At 52.7% G+C, this 23,058-nt stretch carries 24 protein-coding genes, 1 tRNA gene and 1 pseudogene; 14 read left to right on the top strand and 12 right to left on the bottom strand.

Annotation, left to right across the window (positions count from 1 at the left end):
- Positions 1 to 348: 348 nt before the first annotated feature.
- The gene (locus HY768_07595) at positions 349 to 1,947 is read right to left on the bottom strand and encodes an L-lactate permease (protein MBI4727070.1); all 1,599 of its coding nucleotides are present in this window, start codon (positions 1,945 to 1,947) and stop codon (positions 349 to 351) included.
- Positions 1,948 to 2,144: 197 nt separating this feature from the next.
- Between HY768_07595 and HY768_07590 the strand changes: the two genes are divergently transcribed.
- From HY768_07590 to HY768_07560, 7 genes are all read left to right on the top strand, one after another.
- Positions 2,145 to 2,705 carry a nitroreductase family protein gene (locus HY768_07590; GenBank protein MBI4727069.1) on the top strand — a complete coding sequence of 187 codons (561 nt, stop codon included), beginning with the start codon at positions 2,145 to 2,147 and terminating at the stop codon, positions 2,703 to 2,705.
- Between the two features lie 309 nt (positions 2,706 to 3,014).
- A complete protein-coding gene (locus tag HY768_07585) occupies positions 3,015 to 3,560 on the top strand; it encodes a GNAT family N-acetyltransferase (protein MBI4727068.1) in 546 nt (181 codons plus the stop codon).
- A 220-nt stretch (positions 3,561 to 3,780) separates the two neighbouring features.
- On the top strand, positions 3,781 to 4,749 hold the full coding sequence (locus HY768_07580) for a Gfo/Idh/MocA family oxidoreductase (GenBank protein ID MBI4727067.1): 969 nt from the start codon (positions 3,781 to 3,783) through the stop codon (positions 4,747 to 4,749).
- The gene (locus HY768_07575; protein MBI4727066.1) at positions 4,746 to 5,048 is read left to right on the top strand and encodes a hypothetical protein; all 303 of its coding nucleotides are present in this window, start codon (positions 4,746 to 4,748) and stop codon (positions 5,046 to 5,048) included. The genes HY768_07580 and HY768_07575 overlap by 4 nt, the downstream gene beginning before the upstream one ends.
- 7 nt (positions 5,049 to 5,055) lie before the next feature.
- Entirely contained in the window at positions 5,056 to 5,316 is a 261-nt protein-coding gene (locus HY768_07570) for a hypothetical protein (protein MBI4727065.1), read from the top strand.
- Between the two features lie 215 nt (positions 5,317 to 5,531).
- Positions 5,532 to 6,515, top strand: coding sequence for a hypothetical protein (locus tag HY768_07565; GenBank protein MBI4727064.1), 984 nt, complete (start codon positions 5,532 to 5,534; stop codon positions 6,513 to 6,515).
- A gap of 6 nt (positions 6,516 to 6,521) precedes the next feature.
- Positions 6,522 to 6,866 (top strand): hypothetical protein, encoded by a 345-nt coding sequence (locus tag HY768_07560; protein MBI4727063.1) that lies wholly within the window; start codon positions 6,522 to 6,524, stop codon positions 6,864 to 6,866.
- Between the two features lie 22 nt (positions 6,867 to 6,888).
- Here HY768_07560 and mtgA read toward each other — a convergent pair whose 3' ends face one another.
- Positions 6,889 to 7,635: a monofunctional biosynthetic peptidoglycan transglycosylase gene (gene mtgA, locus HY768_07555; protein MBI4727062.1), complete on the bottom strand. Its 747-nt coding sequence runs from the start codon at positions 7,633 to 7,635 to the stop codon at positions 6,889 to 6,891.
- Positions 7,636 to 7,819: 184 nt separating this feature from the next.
- On the opposite strand from mtgA, the gene HY768_07550 reads away from it, so the two are divergent.
- The 5 genes from HY768_07550 to HY768_07530 all read left to right on the top strand — a co-directional run bounded on the left by HY768_07550 (position 7,820) and on the right by HY768_07530 (position 13,763).
- Entirely contained in the window at positions 7,820 to 8,365 is a 546-nt protein-coding gene (locus tag HY768_07550) for an HDIG domain-containing protein (protein ID MBI4727061.1), read from the top strand.
- A gap of 107 nt (positions 8,366 to 8,472) precedes the next feature.
- Entirely contained in the window at positions 8,473 to 8,994 is a 522-nt protein-coding gene (locus HY768_07545; protein MBI4727060.1) for a gamma carbonic anhydrase family protein, read from the top strand.
- Between the two features lie 384 nt (positions 8,995 to 9,378).
- Positions 9,379 to 11,355, top strand: a complete 1,977-nt coding sequence (locus HY768_07540) for a sulfatase-like hydrolase/transferase (protein ID MBI4727059.1) — start codon at positions 9,379 to 9,381, stop codon at positions 11,353 to 11,355.
- Between the two features lie 377 nt (positions 11,356 to 11,732).
- A complete protein-coding gene (locus HY768_07535) occupies positions 11,733 to 12,485 on the top strand; it encodes an MBL fold metallo-hydrolase (GenBank protein MBI4727058.1) in 753 nt (250 codons plus the stop codon).
- A gap of 414 nt (positions 12,486 to 12,899) precedes the next feature.
- Complete coding sequence (locus HY768_07530; GenBank protein MBI4727057.1) at positions 12,900 to 13,763, top strand: ABC transporter permease; 864 nt, start codon at positions 12,900 to 12,902, stop codon at positions 13,761 to 13,763.
- 76 nt (positions 13,764 to 13,839) lie between these two features.
- Here the strand turns inward: HY768_07530 and HY768_07525 are convergent.
- A pseudogene (locus HY768_07525) lies at positions 13,840 to 14,282 on the bottom strand (four helix bundle protein).
- A 26-nt stretch (positions 14,283 to 14,308) separates the two neighbouring features.
- Between HY768_07525 and HY768_07520 the strand changes: the two are divergent.
- Entirely contained in the window at positions 14,309 to 15,205 is an 897-nt protein-coding gene (locus HY768_07520) for a DUF58 domain-containing protein (protein ID MBI4727056.1), read from the top strand.
- A 44-nt stretch (positions 15,206 to 15,249) separates the two neighbouring features.
- Here HY768_07520 and HY768_07515 read toward each other — a convergent pair whose 3' ends face one another.
- From HY768_07515 to HY768_07480, 8 genes are all read right to left on the bottom strand, one after another.
- Positions 15,250 to 16,173, bottom strand: coding sequence for an ATP-binding protein (locus HY768_07515; GenBank protein MBI4727055.1), 924 nt, complete (start codon positions 16,171 to 16,173; stop codon positions 15,250 to 15,252).
- A complete protein-coding gene (locus tag HY768_07510; protein ID MBI4727054.1) occupies positions 16,167 to 16,379 on the bottom strand; it encodes a hypothetical protein in 213 nt (70 codons plus the stop codon). The genes HY768_07515 and HY768_07510 overlap by 7 nt, the downstream gene beginning before the upstream one ends.
- Positions 16,380 to 16,430: 51 nt before the next feature.
- Positions 16,431 to 17,042 carry an ATP-dependent Clp endopeptidase proteolytic subunit ClpP gene (gene clpP, locus HY768_07505; GenBank protein MBI4727053.1) on the bottom strand — a complete coding sequence of 204 codons (612 nt, stop codon included), beginning with the start codon at positions 17,040 to 17,042 and terminating at the stop codon, positions 16,431 to 16,433.
- A 146-nt stretch (positions 17,043 to 17,188) separates the two neighbouring features.
- Complete coding sequence (gene tig / locus HY768_07500; GenBank protein MBI4727052.1) at positions 17,189 to 18,487, bottom strand: trigger factor; 1,299 nt, start codon at positions 18,485 to 18,487, stop codon at positions 17,189 to 17,191.
- A 166-nt stretch (positions 18,488 to 18,653) separates the two neighbouring features.
- A tRNA-Leu gene (locus tag HY768_07495) sits at positions 18,654 to 18,740 on the bottom strand.
- 459 nt (positions 18,741 to 19,199) lie between these two features.
- Entirely contained in the window at positions 19,200 to 20,225 is a 1,026-nt protein-coding gene (locus HY768_07490; protein MBI4727051.1) for a CapA family protein, read from the bottom strand.
- 124 nt (positions 20,226 to 20,349) lie between these two features.
- Positions 20,350 to 21,273, bottom strand: a complete 924-nt coding sequence (locus HY768_07485) for a M23 family metallopeptidase (GenBank protein ID MBI4727050.1) — start codon at positions 21,271 to 21,273, stop codon at positions 20,350 to 20,352.
- Positions 21,274 to 21,328: 55 nt separating this feature from the next.
- Entirely contained in the window at positions 21,329 to 21,637 is a 309-nt protein-coding gene (locus HY768_07480; protein ID MBI4727049.1) for a hypothetical protein, read from the bottom strand.
- Positions 21,638 to 21,736: 99 nt separating this feature from the next.
- On the opposite strand from HY768_07480, the gene HY768_07475 reads away from it, so the two are divergent.
- On the top strand, positions 21,737 to 22,183 hold the full coding sequence (locus tag HY768_07475; GenBank protein MBI4727048.1) for a hypothetical protein: 447 nt from the start codon (positions 21,737 to 21,739) through the stop codon (positions 22,181 to 22,183).
- A 71-nt stretch (positions 22,184 to 22,254) separates the two neighbouring features.
- Here HY768_07475 and HY768_07470 read toward each other — a convergent pair whose 3' ends face one another.
- Entirely contained in the window at positions 22,255 to 22,875 is a 621-nt protein-coding gene (locus HY768_07470) for a tetratricopeptide repeat protein (protein ID MBI4727047.1), read from the bottom strand.
- Between the last annotated feature and the right edge of the window lie 183 nt (positions 22,876 to 23,058).

The following is a 23,058-nucleotide window of genomic DNA, read 5'->3' as shown; positions in this document are numbered from 1 at the left end:
GCATATCTCACAATGTTACTTTTTAAGTAGGGTTGTGTGCAAGTCCTTTTACATCGCATTATATGCCAAGATGACTGTATTTACAAGTGTTTTACACGTATCCCATCTCAGTTTATCTGTTTTTAACGCTTTTTTCAGGTAATATTTTTATACATGCTATAAAACGAGAAACAGTTTCCAAGTATTTTAATTGTTGTTAATAGTCCAATAGTTTAACGAAAGTTCATTATATATTCCCAAGGATGCTATGTCAAGCTTTTTTATTTTGGTGCTGGACAGTTCATCAGGTAAATAACTTGTGGTGGCGATTTTTTCGGGGGCGGTTTTGATTTCACACGCACAGTCCTTTTATTTGCCATAAATACCAAGCAGCACTACCACGAATATTGAAGTGACCGTGGTCAGGATCAGCGAAAAAACGAAGGCGATCTTGATGACCTTGGTCTCCTCTCCAATCTTGTCTATGGACGCCGCTGCGTTTTGGAGCTTGGCCGGAGAGACCACGCTGGCCAGCCCGCCGCCGAAGGCCAGCCCGGCGGTGACGATGATCAGCCCCTTTAGCGATAATCCCAGGTTTTGGGCAGTGGTCATGGTGTACTTGGCGAACATGGCGATGGCCGAGGCTTCGCTGCCGGTCAAGAACCCGCCGAACAGCCCGATGAAGGATACTACCGCGCCGTAACTGCCCCGGAAGACCTGGGTGGAGTAATCGGCCAGCGCCCGGATCATGCTGGGCACGGCGAACTGTCCGATGTTCATGTCGTAGCCCGACATGTTCATGATCTCGCCGATGGCAAAAAATATGGCGGCGGCAAAGACGGGCCGGGGGGCGCGTTTTAGCCATGCGGTCATGACATCCTTGTACTGTGATTTGGTGGGCTTCAAAAAAGGCAGGGCCAGAACGGTGCTGGCCAGTATCCAAGTGTAGGCCTGCCACAGGGCCCGAGTGTCCAAAGGCTTGCCGTCGGCGGTCAGGCCGATGACCGGAAGTTTGAGGGTGCGGTAAAGGAAATTGAAAATGTCCTTGGGGAGGTTCAGCGCCAGGATCAGCGCGATCAAAATGAGCCAGGGCAGGAAGGCCTTCCACAGGTGATAGGTCTTTTCAAACTCCAGCTCCTGGGGGCTCAGCAGACTGCGGTCAATGATCTTTTTTCCGGCGGCCTTAAGATAGAGGGTCATGGCCGCAATCACCGCCAGCCCGCAAAGCACGCCGGTCAATACCACCAGGTTCTCGAAGCGGTTGGTGAAGTAGGAGACCAGCCCGATCACTGCTCCGGTCAGCAAACAGGGCAGCCAGCCCTGCCACACCGCCCGCCATTTGCCCACGATCCACAGCATGCAGAAGCCGATCATGGTGGAGACCACCGGCAGGAACATGAAAAAGACCTGGCCGGCCTGCTTAAGCCCGATCTCGTTCCCCTTCCCCAGGAAACTGTTGGCGATGTCCACGAACACCACGATGGGTGCGCCCAGCAGGGCATAGGTGCAGAGCGAGTCGTAGCCGATTGAAGGCAAGGCGATAGCCACGTATGAAGAATAGCCCATGGCCAGCAAAATTGGCGGCAGGATGGAAACCGGGGTGGCCCCCACCGCCACCATCAGCGTGCCAAAGCCGATGTTGATCATCATGATCTGTACCGTCCGGTGGCCGCTGGCCAGGGTCTTGATGAAGATAATGATCCTTTTTAGGGCCCCGGTCTTTTCCATAACGGCCATCTGCAAAAGCGAGGTGGCCACGATCAGCGAGACCGAAAGCGAGCGGACTATCCCGGCTCCGGTGGAGCGCAGAATGACCTCCGGCGAAGTATTGAAAAAGAAGAAAGCCGTAAGGGAGATGGCCAGCCAGCCGGCCAGTCCGCTCTGGTCGGCCGGGCGTTTGAAGACTATCAGCATCAGCAGGATGACGGCTATGGGCAGAAGGGTCAGCAGCAGCAGCCAGATGGACATGTTGAACTCCTATTTCTTTTGACAGGATTAACAGGATTTTATCCATTCCTGTTCTGAATAACGTAACTGTTAATTTTATAGCAACTGTTTGGTGCTGTCAACAAAAAACATTGTTTTAAGGTTTGAAAAATCAGGTAATAGGCAGTATATTGTAGCTATAAATATGAAGTCTCACCGCTAAATAAAGGATATAAGCTATGGACGTTAAAACCGCCATCCAAACCCGGCGGGCATATCGCTGGCTGGCCCCGGTCAAAATAGAACCAGAGATCATCGAACAGTTGGCCGCCGCCGCCTCACTGGCTCCGTCCTGCTTCAACAAGCAGCCCTGGCGCTTCGTCTTCGTTTACGGCCGGGAAGTGTTGGAAAAACTGAAACCGGCGTTCTCTCCCGGCAACGAATGGTGCCACGATGCTTCGATGGTCATCGCGGTTTTCAGCAAAAAAGAGTTGGACTGCGCCATGAAGGACGGACGGGAATACTACCTGTTTGATTCCGGCCTGGCAGTGATGGCCCTCATCCTAAGGGCCACGGAGCTGGGCCTGGTGGCGCATCCCATTGCCGGATTCGATCCCAACAAAGTGAGAGAGGTGCTGGGGATACCGGAAGAAATGACAGTGGTGACCCTGATAAACGTGGGAAAGCACGATGCGAACATAAACCCCAAACTGAGCCCGGACCAGGCCGCAGGCGAGGCCAGCCGTCCGCAAAGATTGTCCTTCGAAAAATTCGCTTACATTGACAAATACAGTGAATAGCGGCCATATTCCAAACGAAAAGCCCCCTGGCATCCGGGGGCTTTTTTTGCTTTACAAAGGGGTTTTATTAGGATATTATTATTACTTGGAGCGGATAATAGATTGCATATTGAATCGCTTCAAATGGGAAGCGATGAAGTGATTTTCGCGCTGACCCGCTTACGTTAATTACTACAGTGGATAGGCAAAAGGCATGATAAAGGTCGTTAAAGCCCAATTGCACGGCTTTTATGTCATTACGAGACGGACATCATCGCCTTTACTTGCGAAGTAATCCAAAAATAAAAATACCACTTATAATATGATCGGATTAATATCGTCAAAGGAGCATCTCTTAGGGAGCGCATTTTAACACTGACGTCAGAAAATATTTACCTGCGTCCGCCGGGTCCAGGCGATCTGCCGTATATCCAAAAGCTCTGGGCCGACCCGGACACCATGGAGAAAGTAGGCGGTCCAATTGTGAGGGATGAGGACCGGGCACGGTGCTGGTTCGAGAAGATGGTTGATCCTGGATCGGACAAGGACCGCTATTTTCTGATCGTCAATTGGGAAAACATCCCGGTGGGCGAGGCAAGCTTTCACCGTTTTGATCCGAGCACGAAAACTGCTGAATTCAACATCAAGATCGAGGCGCGGCACCGATATAAAAGCTACGGTCCTGAAGCGGTTAGGTTGATATTGAAATACTTTTTCAGTGAATTTGGCGGCGAGATGATGATCGCTCTGGTCGCGCTGGAAAACACTACCGGGCAGAGGGCGCTCCTGTCGGTCGGCTTTGAGCATGACCCTTCGCGGACCGATGTCTTTATGGCGCGGATGACGAAACAGCGGTTCTGTTCGCGACGCACTTAACATAGGGCTGCGACAAGGATCGAGATCTCTCAGAAAGCCTGCGAAGCAGAGCCAATCCAGGCTCTGGCCGAGCGGTTTTCGTACCGCTATTATTTATTGGCCGCCGCCCTTGAACAGAGCCGGAGCAGAAGACCGAACAAGAAAAGGGCAAATAACTGAGCGCTATAAAACTGGACAATTAATAAACTGCTGATGTTATATTGACGGGAAGGAAAAATATTTGTCAAAGTTAAAAATCGGAGTAATAGGAGTTGGCCACCTGGGGCAACACCATGCCCGGGCGCTGGCCGAACTGCCCCAGGCCGAACTGGCCGGAGTGGCCGATATTAACGAACCCCGGGCCCGGAAGGTTGCCGGCCGCCACAAGGTGCAGTTTTACAGCGATTATTGTGAGCTTTTAAAGCAGGTTGATGCGGTAAGCATTGTAGTGCCTACCACAATGCATCATCAAGTGGCCAAGGATGCTTTGGCGGCCGGGAAACATGTATTGGTGGAAAAGCCTATCACTGCCACTGTCGCCCAGGCCGAGGAATTAGTGGCCTTGGCTGAATCCAAAAACCTGAAACTACAGGTGGGACATATCGAGCGCTTCAACCCAGCGCTGAAGGCTGCGGCCGGCCACATCCATAACCCAAAATTCATAGAATGCATCCGCATCTCCCCGTTTTCCAGCCGCAACACCGATGTGCCGGTGGTGCTGGACCTAATGATCCACGACATCGACATCATCCTGACCTTTGTTCACTCGGAACTGGAGCGGGTCTCGGCCGCCGGGCTCAGCTTGGTCAGCGGGAAGGAGGACATCGCTAACGCCCGGCTGGAGTTCAGGAACGGGTGCCTGGCCAATCTCACCGCTTCCCGCATCTCCAGTAAAAAAGAGCGCAAGGCCCGGTTCTTCCAGCTGGATTCTTACATCAGCGTCGACTACCTGAATCCCGGGGTCAAGATCTGCAAATTGAATGGCGACCCCAGGGGGGTATCCGATCTGTCCAAGGTGGTGGATTGCATCGAGCCGGAGATCGCTAAGACCGAGCAGCTTAAGGCCGAGCTGTCCTCCTTTGCCGATTGCATTCTCGATGGCGCCGTGCCGCTGGTAACCGGCCAGGACGGCTTAAGGGCGCTGCAGGTGGCGGAGAAAATCATGAAGGAGATCAAAAAACGAAACGAAAGATTAAAACGAGAAATATGAATTCTATTTACTTTGAAAAGCCCGGCCCGGGCAACAGCAGGCAGACCCTGGAGCTGGCCGGACAAAGAGTAAAGGAGCTGGGGATCAAGAATATCATCGTGGCCACCACTTCGGAGGCTACGGCCCTGGAGGCGGCGAAACTTCTGAAAGGCTTCAATATCGTGGCGGTGACCCATTCCGCTGGTTTCTCGGCCAAGGATGCCCAGGAACTGTGGCCGGATAACCGGGTAAAATTGGAGAAGCTGGGGGTCAAGATCCTTACCTGTCAGCACGCCTTGGGCGGAGTGAACCCGCCATAGGCGGGCGGTGCGCTTCAAGTTGAAGACCTACCAACTGGACGAGATAATTGCCTACACCCTGCACACCATGGGCCAGGGCTACAAGGTCTGTTTGGAGATTGCGCTGATGGCGGCCGAGGTTGGGCTGGCCTCGGTCAAGGAAGAGGCGATTTGCATCGGCGGCAGCGGCAGCGGGGCCGACACCGCAGTGGTGCTGACCCCGGTCAACGCCCAGGATTTCTGCGACCTCAAGGTCCACGAGATAATCTGCAAACCCCGCTTATCTTAACGACGTTGCTGAGCGAAAAAAGGCCTGGCCCTGGCGCCCGATAATGCCGACATCCATAACCTGCTCTCGCTGGTGTATCACAATTCCGGCAACAAAGAGAATTCACTTCATCATTACCAGAGATCGGTAGAACTGGGACTGCCGTATAATCCCGGAACCGTTGAAATGATCAACCGGGGAAAGCCGCATAATAAACTTAGGGAGAAAAAGACCCGATGAGCCAGGACGACATCAGCCCGGCCAAGTTGGATGAGTTTAACCGGATCCAAGATTCGCTAAAAAATAAAAAACCGCAGGTCCGGGATTTCATCGAACTGGCCCGGTCCGCCAAAAATGCCGGCCTGCCCAAAGAATCAAAGTATAATGCTTTAAAAGCCGGAGAACTTGACCCCCAGAATCCGATGGTGACAGCAGCCCTGTATGCGGAATTGACGGCCGAAGAATTCAAGCAATGGCAGGAAGCTCATAAGAAGGAGATCCCCTTCTGGCGGGACCTGAAAAGCGTTTTGCTTTATCCGGCCGGAAAGGAAGGATTGCTGATGCTGGGCCTGGCAACACTGTTCTTTACCGCCGGTAAAATAGTTGAAACCATCGTGATTCTGATCCCGTTCTTAGCCATACTGACGGTTCCACTTTTTGCGGTGGGCGGAATCCTGGGGATCGCAATATTGCTGGTGTTGCCGGGATTTTATACTTCGATAACCTGGACGGCGGCTCTGGGAAAAGAGGGCTTTCCCGACTGGCCGGGATTTGGGGATATTTTTACCAACTTGATCGGACCGGCCCTGAAAGCTTTGGCGGTGGGTTTATGGTCATTCATGCCCCTGATCCTGGCGCTCACGGCTACCGCCCAGAAAAAAATAAACCCATCCGTTTTCCTGACCGTTTTCACGTTGCTATTAGGCCTCCTGTATTTCCCGATGTCTTTTTTGATGATGGCGATGTCCCAAAAACTGTGGCCCTCGCTGCTGCCTTCGCAGGTCCTGGATTCGATGGCCAAGACAGGCAAGCACTACTGGCTGTTATGCCTGATGTTCTGGCTGTTGTTGCTGCCCACTTTGCCGGCGGCGTTTTTATGGCCGGTGCCGGTGATAGGCCCCCTGGCGGTGGTTTTTACCGGGCTATACTGCTGGGCCTGCAGTCTGTATCTTTTGGGAAAATTTTACCGGTATGAAAAAGACAAACTGAAGTGGTTCTGAAAACATATGAAAATCGAAAATTATTCCTTCGGGTCGATCAGGATCGACGGCAAAGAATACAAATCCGACCTCATCATCTATCCGGACCATATCGACGACAAGTGGCGGCGCAAGGAGGGCCACCTGCTGCAGCTGGAGGATCTGACAGGCGTTTTGGCTTATAAGCCCCAGGTTCTGATGGTGGGCCAGGGCCTGCCGGGGCTGATGAAGGTGGACAACAAGGTGGAGCAATATTGCCGGGACAATAAAATAAAATTGTTCAGCCTGCCAACCGCGGAAGCCGTGAATAAATACAACGAACTGGCAAACAAAAAGCCGCTGGTTATAGCGGCTTTGCATCTTACCTGTTAGAGGGGCATCTTTTGGTTTAGAATTAGAAATTTAAAGGTTCGTATTCCGCTTTCGATAGATAACCGCATTGCAGCATTTTATCCGCGATCCATTTCCAGCGGGTGGCCATTCTCCTGCTGTCGGCAAAAGGCCCGTATCTCCTGGGGTTGATGATGATCAAAGCCAGCCTGACGGCCTGCTCCGGCGTCAGCTGCGAAACCGGGCAGTTGAAGTAAAAGCGCGAAGCCGCCTGGCACCCGAAGAGGCCCGGCTCCCATTCGATATAATTCAGGTACAGTTCAAAGATCCGGGTTTTGCTTAAGCGGTCATCCATCCGCCGGGCCAGCACCGCTTCGGATATCTTTCTGGCCAGGCTCTTGGATGTTGACAGGTAAAGGTTCTTGGCCAGCTGCATGGTAATGGTGGATGCGCCCCGGGCCCATCGTTTCTTTTTCCAGTCGGTTTTGAGGGCTTCCCGGATCTCGGTATAGTTGATTCCCTGATGAGAAAAGAAGGCTGCGTCCTCGGCTACCAGCACCGCGTTTTTTAGATATGGGGAGATCTGTCCGTAGGTCACGAACTCCTGGTTGGGAGAAAAAGTTTGCCCTTTGGACCGGGCCTCTTTTTTCCGTTGCTCCATCAGGGCGGTGGTCTTGGGGTTTTTGGTCTTGAGGTCGTCTATCTGCGGCAAATGGAGCATGTCCCAGGCCACCGTGGCTAGGACATAGGCCGCCAGGACGACAAAACCCCAAACGATCAAACGTTTCAGTTCTTTCTTCAGTTTACGCATAGGTTGAATTATCCGATATCGGGTTTAAGAAGTCAAGTAAAACAACAATTTCAATCTACCACAAAAGCAGGCCTTGACCAAGTCGAAAGGGCACAAAAAGCACATAAATCTTTTCCGATACACTTCCTAATTTTGTGACGTTTGTGCTTTATGTGGTGAAACTAACATAATTACGGAGAGCATGATGCACCGCGAAGAGGCCAAAGTACTTTTAGAGCAGACCATCCCCAACAAAAACCTGCAGAAACACATGCTGGCGGCCGAAGCCTGCATGCGGGAGCTGGCGGTACATTTCAACGAAGACGCTGATCAGTGGGGCCTGGCCGGGCTGTTGCACGACCTGGACTACGACCAGACCGCCAATGATTTCGGCAACCACGGCAAGATCACCGCCCAAATGCTGGCGGGCAAGGGCATTTCGGACGAGATCATCTATTCCATCAAGGCCCACCCGGGGCACGTGGAGGCCAAGAGCAAGATGGACTTTGCCCTGTACGCGGCGGATCCCCTGACCGGGCTGATCGTAGCTGCGGCCCTGATGCATCCCTCCAAAAAGCTGGCCAGCGTAGACGTGCCGTTCATTATGAAACGCTACAAGGAAAAGCGCTTTGCAGCCGGGGCCAATCGGGAGCAGATTCAGACCTGCGACAAACTGGGTTTGACCCTGGAGGATTTCGTCGAAAAGTGTTTGAAAGCGATGCAGGGGATTTCTGAAGAACTGGGGCTGTAACCAGGTTTAAAAGGTTCAAAATGTTGAAGAAGTTTGCTGCCGCTGTTGGCGTGGGAGGTAAAACGTTAGAATAATAGACAAATAAGAAATATTCAGGGAAATAAAAAATGATCAAATCATACAAAGACAAAAAACCCAAGATCAGCCCCAAGGCCTTCGTGGCCGAGACCGCGGTTATCATTGGCGATGTAGAGGTCGGGGAAAAATCCAACATCTGGTACGGAGTGACTATCCGGGCCGACATCAACCACATCCGGATCGGAGCCGAGACCAACATCCAGGAGAACACGGTGATCCACGTGGACCTGAACGACCGGGGGTTGGGCGACTGCGCCACCACCGTCGGCGACCGGGTAACGGTAGGGCATGGGGCCATTCTGCACGGCTGCAAGATAGAGGACGACTGCCTGATAGGCATGGGGGCCATCGTGCTGTCCGGGGCCAGGATCGGAGCCGGGTCGGTGGTGGCGGCCGGGGCGCTGGTGAAAGAAGGCCGGCAGATCCCGCCCCGCTCCATGGTGATGGGCATGCCGGCCGAGGTCAAGCGGCAGCTACCGGAAGAAGCGGTGGAGAAGATCCGGGCCAGCGCCAAGCACTATGTGGAATTGGCGGAAGAGCATAAGAGATAATGGGCTATTTCCGGGGAAGACCGGAGCGCCTTCGCTGAGGCCTTCGCTAAAGCTACGGCCCCCAAGAGAAGACAAGCAAGTAGCATAAGCGAAAGCTCTGGCGCTTGAAGAAGCCAGTCGTTAAAGGGTAAGCGGATTAACATGATTTAAAAGATATTAACGAGACGTTAGATCATTACTATATCTTGGTATAGCAAACGTCTGGGTAAACCTCCATCGCGCGATAGCCTGAAGGCTATCGCTCTAAGCCAACAAGGCCTCTGGTAAGGCCTGACTGACTTTGGTATAGCCCGATTAATCGGGGTTGATGACATCCAGCGACGTCATTTACGGCATCGCAACGAGGAACCATGATATTTACAAAAAGTTCAGCATAGTAGATAGATGAAAAACCTAAAAACATATTTCTTGGGGCTTGTCCCCAAACCTTTACTGATAAGCATTCTGGGGCTGGCATATCTATTAGTCAGCTATGAACTGCTGCGGCTGGGGTTCTTGATCGCCAACCGCCAGTACTTTGCAGGCATCTCCGCCGGACAGGTGCTGTGGGCCTTCGTCTACGGCCTGCGCTTCGACGTCTCGGCCCTGCTGATGCTGAACGCGGTCATTTTGCTGTTATACAACCTGCCGGGTTTTCCCGGACGGCAGCAATGGTATTCCAAGATAATACTGGCGCTTTTCTGGCTAGCTAATCTGGCGGGCTTCATTGTTAATCTGGTTGACTACGGGTATTTCGGCTTTACCCAGCGCCGCCTGATGTTCGAGCTGTTTGCCATGCCCAAGGAAATAATGCACATGGTCCCCGGATTGATCGGCGGTTACTGGCATTCGTTCCTGCTGCTGGCTGCGGCCATCGGCCTCTTCATTTACACCAGCCGGAAGCTCTTTAAAAAGCTTGATAAAAGCATCCACTACAGATTCAATATTTTCTCCGAGATCTTAAGCCTGCTGCTGATCACCGGGCTGGCGGTGCTGGGGATCCGCGGGGGGCTGCAGTCCAAGCCCATCAGGCAGAACCATGCTTTCTTCAGCCAGCACCGGGCCGCGGGGTATCTGGCCCTCAATTCCACCTTCACCGTGCTGCGCAGTTTAAGCCAGCCGAAGCTCGGCCAGTTCCAATTCATGCCCCGGGAGCAGGCCCAGGGATTAGTGGAAGCGATGCTCCGCGATTCCAACGAAACAATGGCGAACCGGGAGTATCCCTTCTTAAGGCAAAAACAATTCCCGGATTCTGAAAAGAAACTGAACGTGGCGATCTTCATCATGGAGAGCTGGTCGGCCGGGCAGATCGGGGCCATAGTTGGAGGGCCTTCGGCCACGCCGTTCTTCGACAGCCTGGCCCAACACGGCATCCTGTACACCAACTTCATGGCCAACTCCCAGCGCTCGCTGGAAGCGGTGCCGGCCATCCTGACCTCCATCCCGGCCTTCTACAACAACAATTCCCTCATCGGCTCGCAGGCCGAGATGAACCGGGTGCTGGGGCTGGGGCACATCCTTTTAAAGCGGGGCTACACCACTTCGTTCCATCACGGGGCCAAGGTTGGCTCCATGGGCCTTGACGCCTATGCCCGCACCGCCGGGTTCCTCAATTACTACGGCAAGGAGGATTTCCCCGGCCTAGCAGATTCAATGCAGGACGGCACCTGGGGGGTGTACGACGAGGAATTTTTTCTGGACGCTTTGTCACGGATCAACAGTTTCAAAAAACCTTTTGCCTCGGTGATATTTTCGCTGTCCCCGCACGATCCCCTTAAGATTCCGCGATACCGCGAAGCCCTGTTCGCCGGGTTCAAAGATGACGATAAATTCCGGCGGGCTTTGCGCTATTCCGACCATAGCCTGAAAGTATTTTTTGAGAAAGCAAAGGACGAGGATTGGTACGGAAATACCATATTCATAATAATCGGCGACCATCCCTACCATTCGATGCGCAACAGTTTTACCTCCATCTTCCAGGTGCCGCTGTTGATCTATCGGCCGCAGGGGCTGGTACCGGTTAGGAATGACGGCATCGCTTCGCAGGTGGATATTCTGCCCACGTTGTTGGACCTGCTTAATTGTTCCGCCATCCACGCGTCAATGGGCGGCTCGCTGTTGTCCGGCAAAGAGGAGCATTATGCGGTGGTGCGGCACGGGGCAGAATTCGCCGTCTTCGACGACCGGATGGCGCTGAGCAGCGACCTGGAAAAAATAAACGGTTTGTATGATTACAGGAACGACGGCGCTTTTAAGAACGACCTGCAAACGGCGAAGCCTGCAGAAGCCAGGAAACTGTTGGCATATCTGCAGGCCTATATCCAGCAGGCTTCGCATGCCATTGCCAAGGATAGGATCTGTAGGGCTGAGGATGTGAAATAAGGTAAATGTGGAAGAGGGGAATGTTTCCAGCACAATAATATTCCCGGCAATGTAGGGATACGGCATGCCGTGTCTCTATCATCCCGCGCATTGTTCGGCAAACCGCAAATGGGGTTATTATCAACCATCGTTCGTTCATATAAATCTGCGGTGACCAGACAAATCAATATCATCCGGGTAAAAAACGAACCAGCCATTTGGCAGAGCAATTATGGAGCCTGCCCTGAATGTAAATGAAGGGAACACGTCATCCGTAACGAAAAATCATACAATAAAATCAGACGATGCATCAGAGAAAATCCTTGGTATTGGCCCCAGGACGATGAAAATCTCAATCGGTTAATGATACCTGAACACAAAACATAAAGGAGGCTTTCATGAAAACAGCAATTGCATCCTATCTGCTGCTGGTTTTGGCCGGAACTGCCTGCACCGAGCCTGGTCGAGGCGTGGCCGCCGATACCCTGGCCCAGTTTCCCAGCGACACCATCGAGACCAGCGACGGCCCGCTGACCATCTACTTCATCGGGCATGCCACCCTGATGCTAAAATACAAGAACCTGGTCATCCACGTGGACCCGGTGAACGAGTTCGCCGATTACAAGAAGATGCCGAAGGCCGATTTGATCCTGGTGACCCACGAGCACTATGATCACTTTGACGCCAAGGCCATCGCGGCCCCGACCAAAAAGGGCACGGCGTTGGTGTTGAACAATGCTTCAGGGAATATTTTGAAAGCCGGGCAGGGACTGGAGAACGGCGACAGTCTGATCATCCAGGGCATCAGGGTCAAAGCAATACCGGCCTACAACACCACCACCGGCCGGGACAAGTTCCATCCCCGGGGCCGGGACAACGGTTATCTGCTGAGCCTGGGCGGCAAGAACATTTACATCGCCGGGGATACCGAGGACATCCCGGAGATGGCCGAGCTGAAGAATATCGACATTGCTTTCCTTCCCATGAACCAGCCCTATACCATGACCCCGGAGCAGTTGGTCAATGCGGTAAAGATGATCAAACCCAAGATCGTTTATCCCTACCATTACGGGGCGACCGACCTCTCGGGCTTACCGGAACTGCTAAAAGACCAAAAGCAGACCGAGCTCCGCATCCGGCCGATGAAGTGAACGGGAAACGGCAGGTGGGCTGTAACCCCGCCACATTTCGGCTAGGCTCAGTGTCCGGCGGGGCACAAGCGTAAGACTTCGACAAGCTCAGTCTGACAGCTCAGTCGGACGCATTAGCCGAACTATTATCGCCGATTGTTTAAATCGGGGGTTGGCGAAGGAAATCTTAAACTCAACCCCATTTCGAAAGCCTAATACAAGCAATACATCTCGATAAACTCGGGGCAACGATTAGCGCTGGCGCAAGCTTGCATAATTTATGGGTTGCTTTGGCGACGGAGCGGCCCGGGGATGGGTTCCCAAAAGGCCCGGTGTCTAAGCGTTCTTGAACGAACCCTAATCCGCAGAATTTGGTATTGCTTTAAGGGGCGAAAAGCGGTAAAATCAAACCCAGTAAACTAAAGGTATTTTATTTTGAACATCAGTTACTACTGGCGGGAAGCCATATCCGGCATGCGGCGGGCCAAGCTGTTAAGCCTGCTCTCCGTCTCCAGCATCACCGCGGCCCTGTTCCTGCTGGGCACCTTTCTTCTGGTGACCGTCAATTTCCTGGAGGCCGTCAAGAGCCTCAAGGGTAAGTTTCAGATCCAGGCCTTCATCAGCGACGGGGCGGAGATGCGGGACATCAACGGGGCCAAGCGAATCATCGAAGGGATGGAGGGAATCAGCCAGGTCAGCTACATCTCCAAACAGGAGGCCTTGGCCGAGTTCCGCCAGGAGATGGGGGCGGCCAGCGATTTTCTGGATGTGTTGGAGAACAACCCCCTGCCCCGGTCCTTCAAGGTATCGCTCAACCCCGAGTGCCAGAACCCTCAGGCCATCGTCCGGGTCTCCGAAGAAATCGCCAAACTTCCCGGGGTGGAAGAGGTAGAGTACGGCAAATCGTGGTTAGTCAAGCTTTACCGCATCGGCAGCCTGCTGCTGGCAATTGATTTTTCGCTTTTAGTGATCGTCAGCGCCGCAGTGCTGATAGTGGTGTTCAACACCATCCGGCTGACCTTTTACGCCCGGCGCCCGGCCATCGAGATCATGCGGTTAGTGGGGGCCACCGACGGCTTCATCCGCCGGCCTTTTGTGCTGGAGGGTTTTTTACAGGGGGCCCTGGGCAGCCTGATCGGCCTGTTGATGCTTTATGCCGGCTGGCGGCTGGTGGCCTCCCAGTTCGGGATGCTGCGGTTCTTTACTTTAAGGGAATCGGTCCTGCTGCTGGGTTTCGGGATATTGCTGGGGGCATTGGGCAGCTGGGGCGCGGCCCGGATATTCTTGAAAAGGGTTTAAAAGAAAAGACGACCCTATACTTACCGGTAGAACAGAAGTGCCTTCGCTGCGGCCTTCGCTAAAGCTAGTGCCTCCGCTAAAGTTTTGGCACTCTCAGCCAACCTGCCTGCGGGCTATAGCCTGCCTTCGCCGAAGCGGATGTTCGGCTCCGCGCAGGCAGGCCCTTCGGCGGGCGTAGACCTGTCCGCCGACTTGTCCGCCGTAGTAGCAACGAAGGAGGAAGTGTGAACGAAGGAGGAAGGCTGATCCGCCGGGGGCAGGCGTGGAGGAGAGGAAGCCCAATATAAAGCGTCAGCGGACGGCCCCCAAGGGTAGGCAAATATGTAGCATAAGCGAAAGGTCGTGGCAATTGGTTGTGGCAATTGGCAATGTTTCCCGGTACCGAAATCGCTGCTCTCCGCAGCTGAGAAACTAAAGCGTATAATTCAGCTTTGGAAAATCTCGAGTAACCTTATATATCTTAAGCGCTAAACCATACGCCTTTTGCCAAACAATTAAATTCTGAAAGCAGAAAGACAAACACAAAAATACCGAGGCTTGACCAGATGCCAGACATTAAATCCAATCTATCCCCCCGGCTGCTGGCCCAGATCAAACGGCTGGATTTAAGGGCCCGGCTGGTGGTGGAGGGCTTTTTGACCGGGCTGCACAAAAGCCCCTACCATGGGTTCTCGGTGGAGTTCGCCGAATACCGGCCCTATCTGCCAGGCGATGAGGTCAAGCGGATAGACTGGAAGGTGCTGGCCCGGAGCGACAAGTATTTCGTCAAGGAATTTGAGGAGGAGACCAACCTCAAGGCCTATATATTGCTTGACAGTTCCGCCTCCATGGGTTACCATAGCAGGAATGTGGTCAACAAACTGGAGTACGGATCTTCCTTGGCCGCGGCCCTTTCGTTTTTACTGCTGTCCCAGAACGATGCGGCCGGCCTGGCCCTGTTCAACAGCCGGCTGCAGAAATATCTGCCGCCCCGTTCCCGGCGCACCCACTGGCACGCCATTTTGCAGGAACTGAACCAGGCCCGGCCCCAAGGCCAGACCAGTTATAAAAGGATCTTTCTGGAACTGGCCGGCCATCTCAAGCGCCGGGGGCTGCTAGTGCTGATCTCCGACCTGTGGGGCGACGATGGCGAGATAATCAATTCCTTGAAAAACTTCCGCCACCTTAAGCATGAAGTATTGGTGTTCCATCTGCTGGACCCGGACGAGGCCTCTTTCCCCTTCAAGTCCGAAGCGGTCTTCGCCGACATGGAGACCGGGCAGGAACTGCAGCTAAGCCCGTCCGACATCAGGCAAAAATATCTGGCGGCTTTAAAACAAAGAACGGATTATCTGGGCCGGGAATGCCGCCGCCATCTGATAGACTATCAGCCCCTGGTGACCGACCAGCCTTTTGACCAGGCCTTGCTTAAATATTTGCACAAGAGGCAAAAGCTGGGGTGAAAAAACATAGGGAAAGGACGGAAAACAATTTTTGACGCGGATAGTTATTTGGCGATAAAATCCAGGTAGTTATTCCGGTTGACCACCTTGTAGTCGCTGTGCTTGTAAACGGAAAGAAACTCCGAAGGTTTTTTAGCCCTGGCGGAGGACCACTTGAACTCGTATCCGTGCAGCCGCCCCCCGCGTTCTTCAATCAAATCTATTTCTGTTTGGTCATAGGTCCGCCAAAAATAATAGTTGGCCGCCTGCTGTTTGTAAGCGTTCCGTTTTATCCTCTCGCTGATGCAGTAATTTTCCCCCAGCCGCCCCGCGTCATCCCGCAGATGAAGCGGGTTGAAGTTGGATATCAGCGCGTTGCGGATCCCGTTGTCCCAAAAATAATAACGGGGCGATTTGGCGTATTCCTTGCGCAAATTGCGGCTGTGGCCCTGGTGTGAAAACAGCACGAACGTTTTTTCCAGCAGTTCCAGATACCGCCGGACGGTCTTGGCGTGAACATTGAGGTTAGAGGCCAGCTCGGCAAAGGAAACATCCTGCCCGATCTGAAAAGCCAGCAGCCTTAAGAGAGTGAATACGAACAGGGAGTCTTTGAGGTTGTCCAGGGTCAAAATGTCTTTCAACAGATATCCGTCCCTGATGGACTGCAACTGTTCGCGTTTCTCCTTTTCGGTTTCCGCTGTAATCACCTGGGGATAGGCCCCGTATATCAGCCGGCTCTCCAGCCTTTGCGACGCAGTTAAATAATCCTCGCTTTCCGTAAGCTCCAGTTGGGAGATGGGATGCAGGTGAAGATACAGGCTGCGGCCCACCAGCGGCTCGCCCACCTTGCCCTTGAGGTCAAAGGCGGAAGAACCGGTGATGAACACGGCCAGCCCCGGCTCGTTGTCTATCAGCAGCTTGAGACTGGGCCCGATGTTGGGCACTGCCTGGGCCTCGTCCACCATCAGGCAGCCGTAACCCTTCACCAAACTGCGCAGTTTTTCCAGCCTCGGCTGCCCAGGATCTCGGCTGCTTCCAGGTTGTCGCCCTGCAAAAGCAAGGCCTTGATTTTAACCAAGCCTTTGATGCGCAGCAGCAGCACCGTTTTGCCGGTGCGCCGGGCCCCCAGCAGACAAACCGCCCGGCCCGGCCGCAGCGCTTTAAGTATCTGTTTTTCTAATATTCGGTATATCATAGTATCTGTATTTTACTAAATACAAGCGCCATTTTCAAGTTTGGAAACAGGCTACTTTTTCTCTTCGTTCTTTAAGGCGTGGATCCGGGTCTTCATGATGTCATCAATGATCCCGTATTCCTTGGCCTCGTCGGACGACATCCAGAAATTGCGGTCGGTGTCCTTAGCGATCCTCTCCGCCGATTGCCCGGTGTGGCTGGCCAGGATGCCGTTGAGTTTCTCGCGGATCAACAGGATCTCCTTGGCGTGGATATCGATGTCGGTGGCCTGGCCCTGCACCCCGCCCAGCGGCTGGTGGATCATGATCCTGGAATTGGGCAGGGCAAAGCGCTTGCCCTTGGCGCCGGCGGCCAACAGCAGGGCGCCCAGGCTGGCGGCCATTCCCATGCAGATGGTGACCACGTCGCTTTTGATGTACTGGATGGTGTCGTAGATGGCCAGGCCCGAAGTGACCGAGCCCCCCGGCGAATTGATGTAGAACTGGATGTCCTTTTCCGGGTCCTCGGCCTCCAGAAATAACAGCTGGGCGATGATCAGGTTGGCCACAGTGTCTTCGATGGGCGAGCCGATGAAGATGATCCGGTCCTTTAAAAGCCGGGAATAAATGTCGTAGGCCCGCTCGCCGCGGCCGCTCTGCTCGATTACAAATGGGACTAAGCTCATAATTTTTCCTCTTTTGGTTCCCGTCTTCGCGGGAATGAAGTTGTTGGAAAATCTTTTAGTGTTTTTCGTGCCTGCGCGCTGAAGCCCCGCCAACGGCGGGGCGCAAGCGTGGTAAATAATTTACTTTGGTCCCTAGGAAACTTGCGCTAGATGAATTCTTCCTTGACCGCGGCCGCCTCGGCCACCAGCTTGCCGGCCTTGGTGACGGCGATCCGGTCCTTCAGGTCATCCAGCCGGTCCTGGTTGGCGCTGAAGGTGGCCTTGATCTCCTCCGTTGTTTTACGGTAATAGCGGGCCAGGTCGGCAAATGACTCGTCCAGTTCGGCATCTGACACCTCTATCTTTTCCTGTCTGGCCACCTCGGCCATCAGCAGGTCCTCTTTGATCTTCCACTCGGCGATCGGAAGGTACTGTTCTTTGAGCTTGGCGTCATCGGGGCATTCCTGGCATTCGTGTCCGTCCTGGTGTTTGTACTGCTGCTGATGGCGTTCCTTGGCATCGGCCACCATCTTGTCCAGTTCACCGGCCACCAGCGACTGGGGGAGTTCCAGCGGATTGTCCTCAATCATCTTCTGCAGCACCTGCACCCTCACCCCCTCGGCGGCCTCGGCGTTGGAGCGGGCCTCCAGGCCGTTCTTGATCTTCTCCTTCAGTTCGGCCAGGGTCTGGTACTCGCTGACCTTTTTGGCGAATTCGTCGTCCAGGGCCGGCAGCAGCTTTTCCCGCACTTCCTTGACCGTAACCTTGAACACCGCTTTCTTGCCGGCCAATCCGGTCCCCTGGTAATCGTCTGGGTATTTTACGGCGATCTCTTTTTCCTGCCCGGCCTGGGCGCCAATCAGGCTCTGATTGAACTCCGACAGAACCCGAGGCATGCCCAGATCAACCGGATAGTTTTCGCCCCTGGCCCTTTCGGGGTTCTCCAGGCCCGACACCGGCACAAAATCTATCATCAGCCGGTCGCCTTCTTTGGCCGGATTCGCGCTCTTCTTATATTCGGCATACAGGCCCTGCAGATATTCTATTTCCCGGTCCGCGTCCTGGCCGGTTATTTTGCGCAGACGCTTAGCGGCCGGCAGGCCCTTGTATTGCTTGATGGAAACCTGGGGCAGCACTTCAAAAGCGGCCTTGAACTTGATGCTCCGGTCGGGAGTGAAGCCCAGGTCCGAGATCTCGGCCCGGTTTACCGGCACTATTTTGTGTTCCACCAGGGCCTTTTCGTAGGACTCCGGCACCAGCCGCTCGATGGCCTCGGCCTCTATCCCTTTGCCGAAACGGGCCTCCAGCACGGTGCGGGGAACCTTACCCGGACGGAATCCTGGGATCTTGGCATTGCGGCTGTAATCCAGATAAAGTTCTTCGATGGCGGCCTTGACCTGCTCACCCGGCACCTCGATCTCAAAAACGCGCTGCCAGACCTTTGGCTCCTTCAACTCGACCTTCAAAAATGTCTCCTTTATGATTATTCGGTGTCATCCTGAGCGGTGCATTGAGTTAATCGAAATGCCCGGCTCCATCATTGGCTGTCCGAAGGATCTCTTTGAGGTTGACCGGATTCTTCGAGGGCCAAAACCGGAAAGTTTTTTCAGAATGACATTATAGTTACGCTTTTGGTGCGAAGGGGGGGATTTGAACCCCCATGCCTTTTACGGCACCAGATCCTAAGTCTGGCGCGTCTGCCAGTTCCGCCACCCTCGCGACTACATCCGGCTCAAACTGATATCAAAGATGCAAACCGATGCCATCCGCCGGCATCCAAAATGATCCGTTTTGCATCATAATTGACCCGTGATTATAGCAAATATAACCGCCAGCGTCAAGATTGACCGGCCAGGATAAATACTTCGGAATTCGTTACTATTCAGCCACCAAGCATGCCCTGAGTAAACCGAAGGGACACCAAGCCACCTACGCTTAAGCTTCGGCGTCCAGGAGCTCAAAGGGGGGATTTATTCTACGCAACTTCTGTGTCCGGTTTCGATTTTGACCTGTTTATTCCGGTGAAATCGGCGGCCAATAACGATTTACAATTCACGATTTGGCGGCCAACGGCGATGGCAGAGGTAGTAGTTCGGGTTATTTTCAGGATTGAGCAAAAGAAATATTTTTTATTTGACTTTGTGGCTGAATAGTAACCGGAATTCTATGAACTCCTCCCTAAAACTCCGCCACCGCCGTGCTGTCTGTTGGCTCAAAGACAAAACCCAGGTCTTTTGAAAGCCGGGCCAGGTTTTCCAACACAGCAAACCCTTCCGGTCCGGATAAAGGAGTGGGCTTAAAGAACACTTTATTGTTGTCCACGCACAAAGGCATCAGTTCTATCCGTTTCAATCCGGTTGAATCAAAGTTCGTTTTAAGGATCACGCTCTCGGTGCATTTCCGGCTGCGGGACCCGAAGGCGAAGTTGCCCAGACTGTAAGCGATCAGTTTTCCCTGGTACAGTTCCAGCCCCTGTAGAATATGGGGATGATGCCCCAGCACCATATCCGCCCCGTTATCTATACACAGATGGGCCAGGTCTTTTTGGTACTGCTTTGGCGTTTCCATCAGTTCGGCTCCCCAGTGAAACGAAACGACCACAATGTCCGCCAGTTCTTGGGACCTTTTGATATCCTCTTTTATTTGGTTTTCATAGGCCGGGGCGGTGCCGGGCTTTTTCGTGGAGGCCCAAAACTGCACGGGGTGGACCCGGGAATATGACAGGAAAGCGATTTTGATCCCCCGGCGCTCCACCACCGCTGGTTTACGAGCATCGGCCAGATTCATCCCCGCTCCGCTATGGGCTATGCCCAGGGAATCCAGCAGTGCCAAAGTTACTTTGAGCGGCTCCGGGCCATAGTCCATCATGTGGTTGTTGGCCAGAGCCACCGCATCAAAACCCGCGTTTTTTATTCCGGCGGCGAGCCGGGGCGGGACCAGGAAGACGAACTTCTTTTTGAAGGCTTTTCCCTTGACGCCGTAAGGCGCTTCTAAGTTGCAGATGGCGATATCGGCCTGCCGGATCAAAGACCGGGTATTGGCAAAGGGATAATTGACCCCGCTGTCGTTGACCCAGGAAGCCATGCTCCCGCCCGTCATCACGTCCCCCACCGCCAGGATGGAGACCGGGCCGGAGTTGTTCTGGGTCAAAACCGTTGTCAGGCTGATAAAAACAAAAAATATTGATAAGTACGGAATCTTCATCAAATATCCTTATTTGGTTTATTTTAACTCCGTAGGCTCTGTAGCAATGTACCCCCATTCAAGAAAAAACCCAGTCCATTATAACATAAAATGAACTGGGAAAAAATACTTGTTAGAGGCTGGATTAGAACATCCGAGCGGACAGGATATAAGTGGTTGGGTCTTTCGGCTGGCCGTTCACGCTCACTTCGTAATGCAGATGGGGTCCGGTCACCCGGCCGGTTTGCCCCACCAGGGCCACTACCTGTCCCCGGTTCACTTTTTGGCCCACCGATACTTTGACCATGGAACAATGGGCATATCTGGTGGTGATCCCGTATCCGTGGTCCAACTCCAAGCAAAGCCCGTAATTGTTGCGATAGCCCACGAACTTAACCGTTCCGGCGGCCGGAGCAGCAATGATGGCGCCGTCGGGGCCGGCGATATCTATTCCCTCGTGCATCCGCAGGTCTCCCGCTAAAGGATCGCGCCGCACTCCGAAAGCGCTGATGATCCAGCCAGGAGTGGGCTGGATGGACGGCAGATGGTCCCACATCTCCTGTTTTTCATTCAAGGCCGAGACTATGGCTTCAAAACTTTCCAGTTGTAACCTGGCCTCGCGGTCTAACTTTTCCAAATCCTGCTGCACCGTTTGCAGACTGGCGGCTGTGCCGGGGGTAATTCCATCGGGCAACGGGGCCGGGGTAAAACCGCCCACGCCCACTCGCCGGACGTCGGGATCGATGGGAGGCAGGCCAGACATCATCCGCACCTTGGAATCGAAATTGACGAAATCGTTGATCTGTCCCTGCAGGCCGTCCAGCGTGGTTCCGAATTCCGAAATTTTATCCCTTAAGATCCTGTTTTCCAACTTCAGGGTCTGCAACAGGGAGGCGTCCACGAATTTGCCGACATAGCCAGTGGTCACCCCAACCAGGCCTAATAGCATGAAGACAACGCAAGCCGCCAGGGTCTTGGCTAGCCAGGTCGGCAGTCTTAAAGTGACGGTCCGGTCGCTTTGATGCGGTACTATTATCAGAGTTAGATATGTCTTGTCCTTGATGGCCATAAACATTTATTAAATGGAAAAGATTGCTAAAGCCAAAACCAACTTTAGATCCAGTTTAAAGATAACATAAAAAGATAATGTTTGTCAAGTAAAATCTGAGCAGTTTGATTTTCATTATTGGAACGGCAGGATAATTGACCTCTTCCATCGGCTTAAACTCGGTCTCGCCTTTTCGTTTAATCATGAGCTTCTTGGTCGTTTTATCCCGCATGATATACGCATCAGGGTCGTTCGATAGTTTCGATTTTTCCACGCCGGTCGTATCGAAACCCCAACCACTGGAAGGCAATGCCCGCAATGGATCGCGGCGGCGGGCGAAATCGGGTTTTAGCTTTATAACCAGATTATTCCACTCTGAAGCCATTTGCAGATACCCCTCGGTCGGCAAAAGCCTGGCCCTTTGAAGGGCATCAAATGTGCTGTCTATTAAAGGCTGCAGTTCCTTTAGCCGGCGTGGGGGACGATGGAAACCAAAACCCCTGATGAGATCACATCTGCGCAGTCGACTTTTTTAGAACAGACGGCGGCTACAATTGTTGCGTATGGTTCTAATCCCATTGTAGTGGCTCGTATATGCGAAGTGGTACAAAACCGGATTAGCATTATGCCAGGGGCCGCGCTTGGCCTAGCAAGGGCGGGGTATCCCCAGAGTACGGAACTGGTACTGGATTTGGTTAAATCGAAGGCTGAGGGTTTAAGAAGTTGGTGTGAGGCGATTGGTAGGCTCGGCTTGTCCAGTAGTTCCCTAATTGACTATCTTCGAGCACTGAAAGATGACGTAAGCGTTACTAAAACAACACTTACGACACTGAAAGGCGAAGTGACTGGAACGCTCCGTGCCGCTGCTGCACAAGCATTGGGTGCTACACATGCGCTTGAGGTAGCGCTAAATGAAGTGCTTGGTATATAGGAGACCCAATAAAGGATTAAGAAGGTTCTATACGAAAGGGTCCGTTGTAAGTGTTTGGAAAACGGACCCTTTTATTTTAATTCTTTATTTATCTTTTCTAAATCCTTTTTGGCCCCTAACTTTTCGAAAATTTCTCTGGCGCGTTTAAAGAAATCTTGGCTTAGTTGAATATTACCTCTATCTCTTTCCAAGCGACCAATTTCTAAGTAACCCTGTCCAAGTTCGTAGGGAACTCTTAATCTTTCGAAAATAGCAATACTCTCCTCTAACCACTTCTGCGCCTCTTGCCATTTTCTCTCCTCTCGGCAAATTATCCCTAGTAGCCTATTAGCACAGCCTATTTGTAGTTTATCTTCTTCCTTGGAAGCACATTCAAGGGCTTTCTTGGCTAGAATTAAAGCCTTCTCTAAATCATTAAGCCGAAGGGAAAGTTCTCCTAAGCCGTAGTAAAGCTCAGGTAATATTCCAGTAATTTTTCTCTCCTCGACGATTTCTATTCCTTTTTGATAATATTCTTTAGCCAAACTGTGGTCCCCTTTGAGAAAATAAATCTTTCCTAAGTTTGTGTATGAAAAAGGAATTTTATACTTGTTCTTCATCTTTTCATACATACTTAAAGCTTTCTTTTGATATTCCAAGGCCTTATCCCAGTCTCCCTCTAATTGATAGCTAAGCCCTAGATTATTATACATATCAGCTTCGGATAGTAGGTCCCCTATCTTTTTGCTTATATCTAATTGCTAACTTTGCAATAAAAGCGTACACCCACGGTTGCGGTTTTTCGCTGGTGATGGTAAGATAATAGCTTTCAATATGTAAAGGAACTACGATCAATGAAGCAAGAGGAAGCCAAAAAAGTTCCAGGAAGCCTGGCG

Source organism: candidate division TA06 bacterium, from assembly GCA_016208585.1.
Lineage (GTDB): Bacteria > Edwardsbacteria > AC1 > AC1 > EtOH8 > UBA5202.
The sequence above is the reverse complement of the archived record's forward strand: the minus strand, read 5'-3'. Positions and strand labels throughout refer to the sequence as shown.

What these genes read in the sequence shown, in the direction of transcription:
- HY768_07595 (MBI4727070.1), bottom strand. Translation starts at nt 1,947, where the DNA reads ATGTCCATCTGGCTGCTGCTGCTGACCCTTCTGCCCATAGCCGTCATC.
- HY768_07590 (MBI4727069.1), top strand. Translation starts at nt 2,145, where the DNA reads ATGGACGTTAAAACCGCCATCCAAACCCGGCGGGCATATCGCTGGCTG.
- HY768_07575 (MBI4727066.1), top strand. Translation starts at nt 4,746, where the DNA reads ATGAATTCTATTTACTTTGAAAAGCCCGGCCCGGGCAACAGCAGGCAG.
- HY768_07565 (MBI4727064.1), top strand. Translation starts at nt 5,532, where the DNA reads ATGAGCCAGGACGACATCAGCCCGGCCAAGTTGGATGAGTTTAACCGG.
- HY768_07560 (MBI4727063.1), top strand. Translation starts at nt 6,522, where the DNA reads ATGAAAATCGAAAATTATTCCTTCGGGTCGATCAGGATCGACGGCAAA.
- mtgA (MBI4727062.1), bottom strand. Translation starts at nt 7,635, where the DNA reads ATGCGTAAACTGAAGAAAGAACTGAAACGTTTGATCGTTTGGGGTTTT.
- HY768_07550 (MBI4727061.1), top strand. Translation starts at nt 7,820, where the DNA reads ATGCACCGCGAAGAGGCCAAAGTACTTTTAGAGCAGACCATCCCCAAC.
- HY768_07545 (MBI4727060.1), top strand. Translation starts at nt 8,473, where the DNA reads ATGATCAAATCATACAAAGACAAAAAACCCAAGATCAGCCCCAAGGCC.
- HY768_07540 (MBI4727059.1), top strand. Translation starts at nt 9,379, where the DNA reads ATGAAAAACCTAAAAACATATTTCTTGGGGCTTGTCCCCAAACCTTTA.
- HY768_07535 (MBI4727058.1), top strand. Translation starts at nt 11,733, where the DNA reads ATGAAAACAGCAATTGCATCCTATCTGCTGCTGGTTTTGGCCGGAACT.
- HY768_07520 (MBI4727056.1), top strand. Translation starts at nt 14,309, where the DNA reads ATGCCAGACATTAAATCCAATCTATCCCCCCGGCTGCTGGCCCAGATC.
- HY768_07510 (MBI4727054.1), bottom strand. Translation starts at nt 16,379, where the DNA reads ATGATATACCGAATATTAGAAAAACAGATACTTAAAGCGCTGCGGCCG.
- clpP (MBI4727053.1), bottom strand. Translation starts at nt 17,042, where the DNA reads ATGAGCTTAGTCCCATTTGTAATCGAGCAGAGCGGCCGCGGCGAGCGG.
- HY768_07490 (MBI4727051.1), bottom strand. Translation starts at nt 20,225, where the DNA reads ATGAAGATTCCGTACTTATCAATATTTTTTGTTTTTATCAGCCTGACA.
- HY768_07485 (MBI4727050.1), bottom strand. Translation starts at nt 21,273, where the DNA reads ATGGCCATCAAGGACAAGACATATCTAACTCTGATAATAGTACCGCAT.
- HY768_07480 (MBI4727049.1), bottom strand. Translation starts at nt 21,637, where the DNA reads ATGGCTTCAGAGTGGAATAATCTGGTTATAAAGCTAAAACCCGATTTC.
- HY768_07475 (MBI4727048.1), top strand. Translation starts at nt 21,737, where the DNA reads ATGGAAACCAAAACCCCTGATGAGATCACATCTGCGCAGTCGACTTTT.
- HY768_07470 (MBI4727047.1), bottom strand. Translation starts at nt 22,875, where the DNA reads ATGTATAATAATCTAGGGCTTAGCTATCAATTAGAGGGAGACTGGGAT.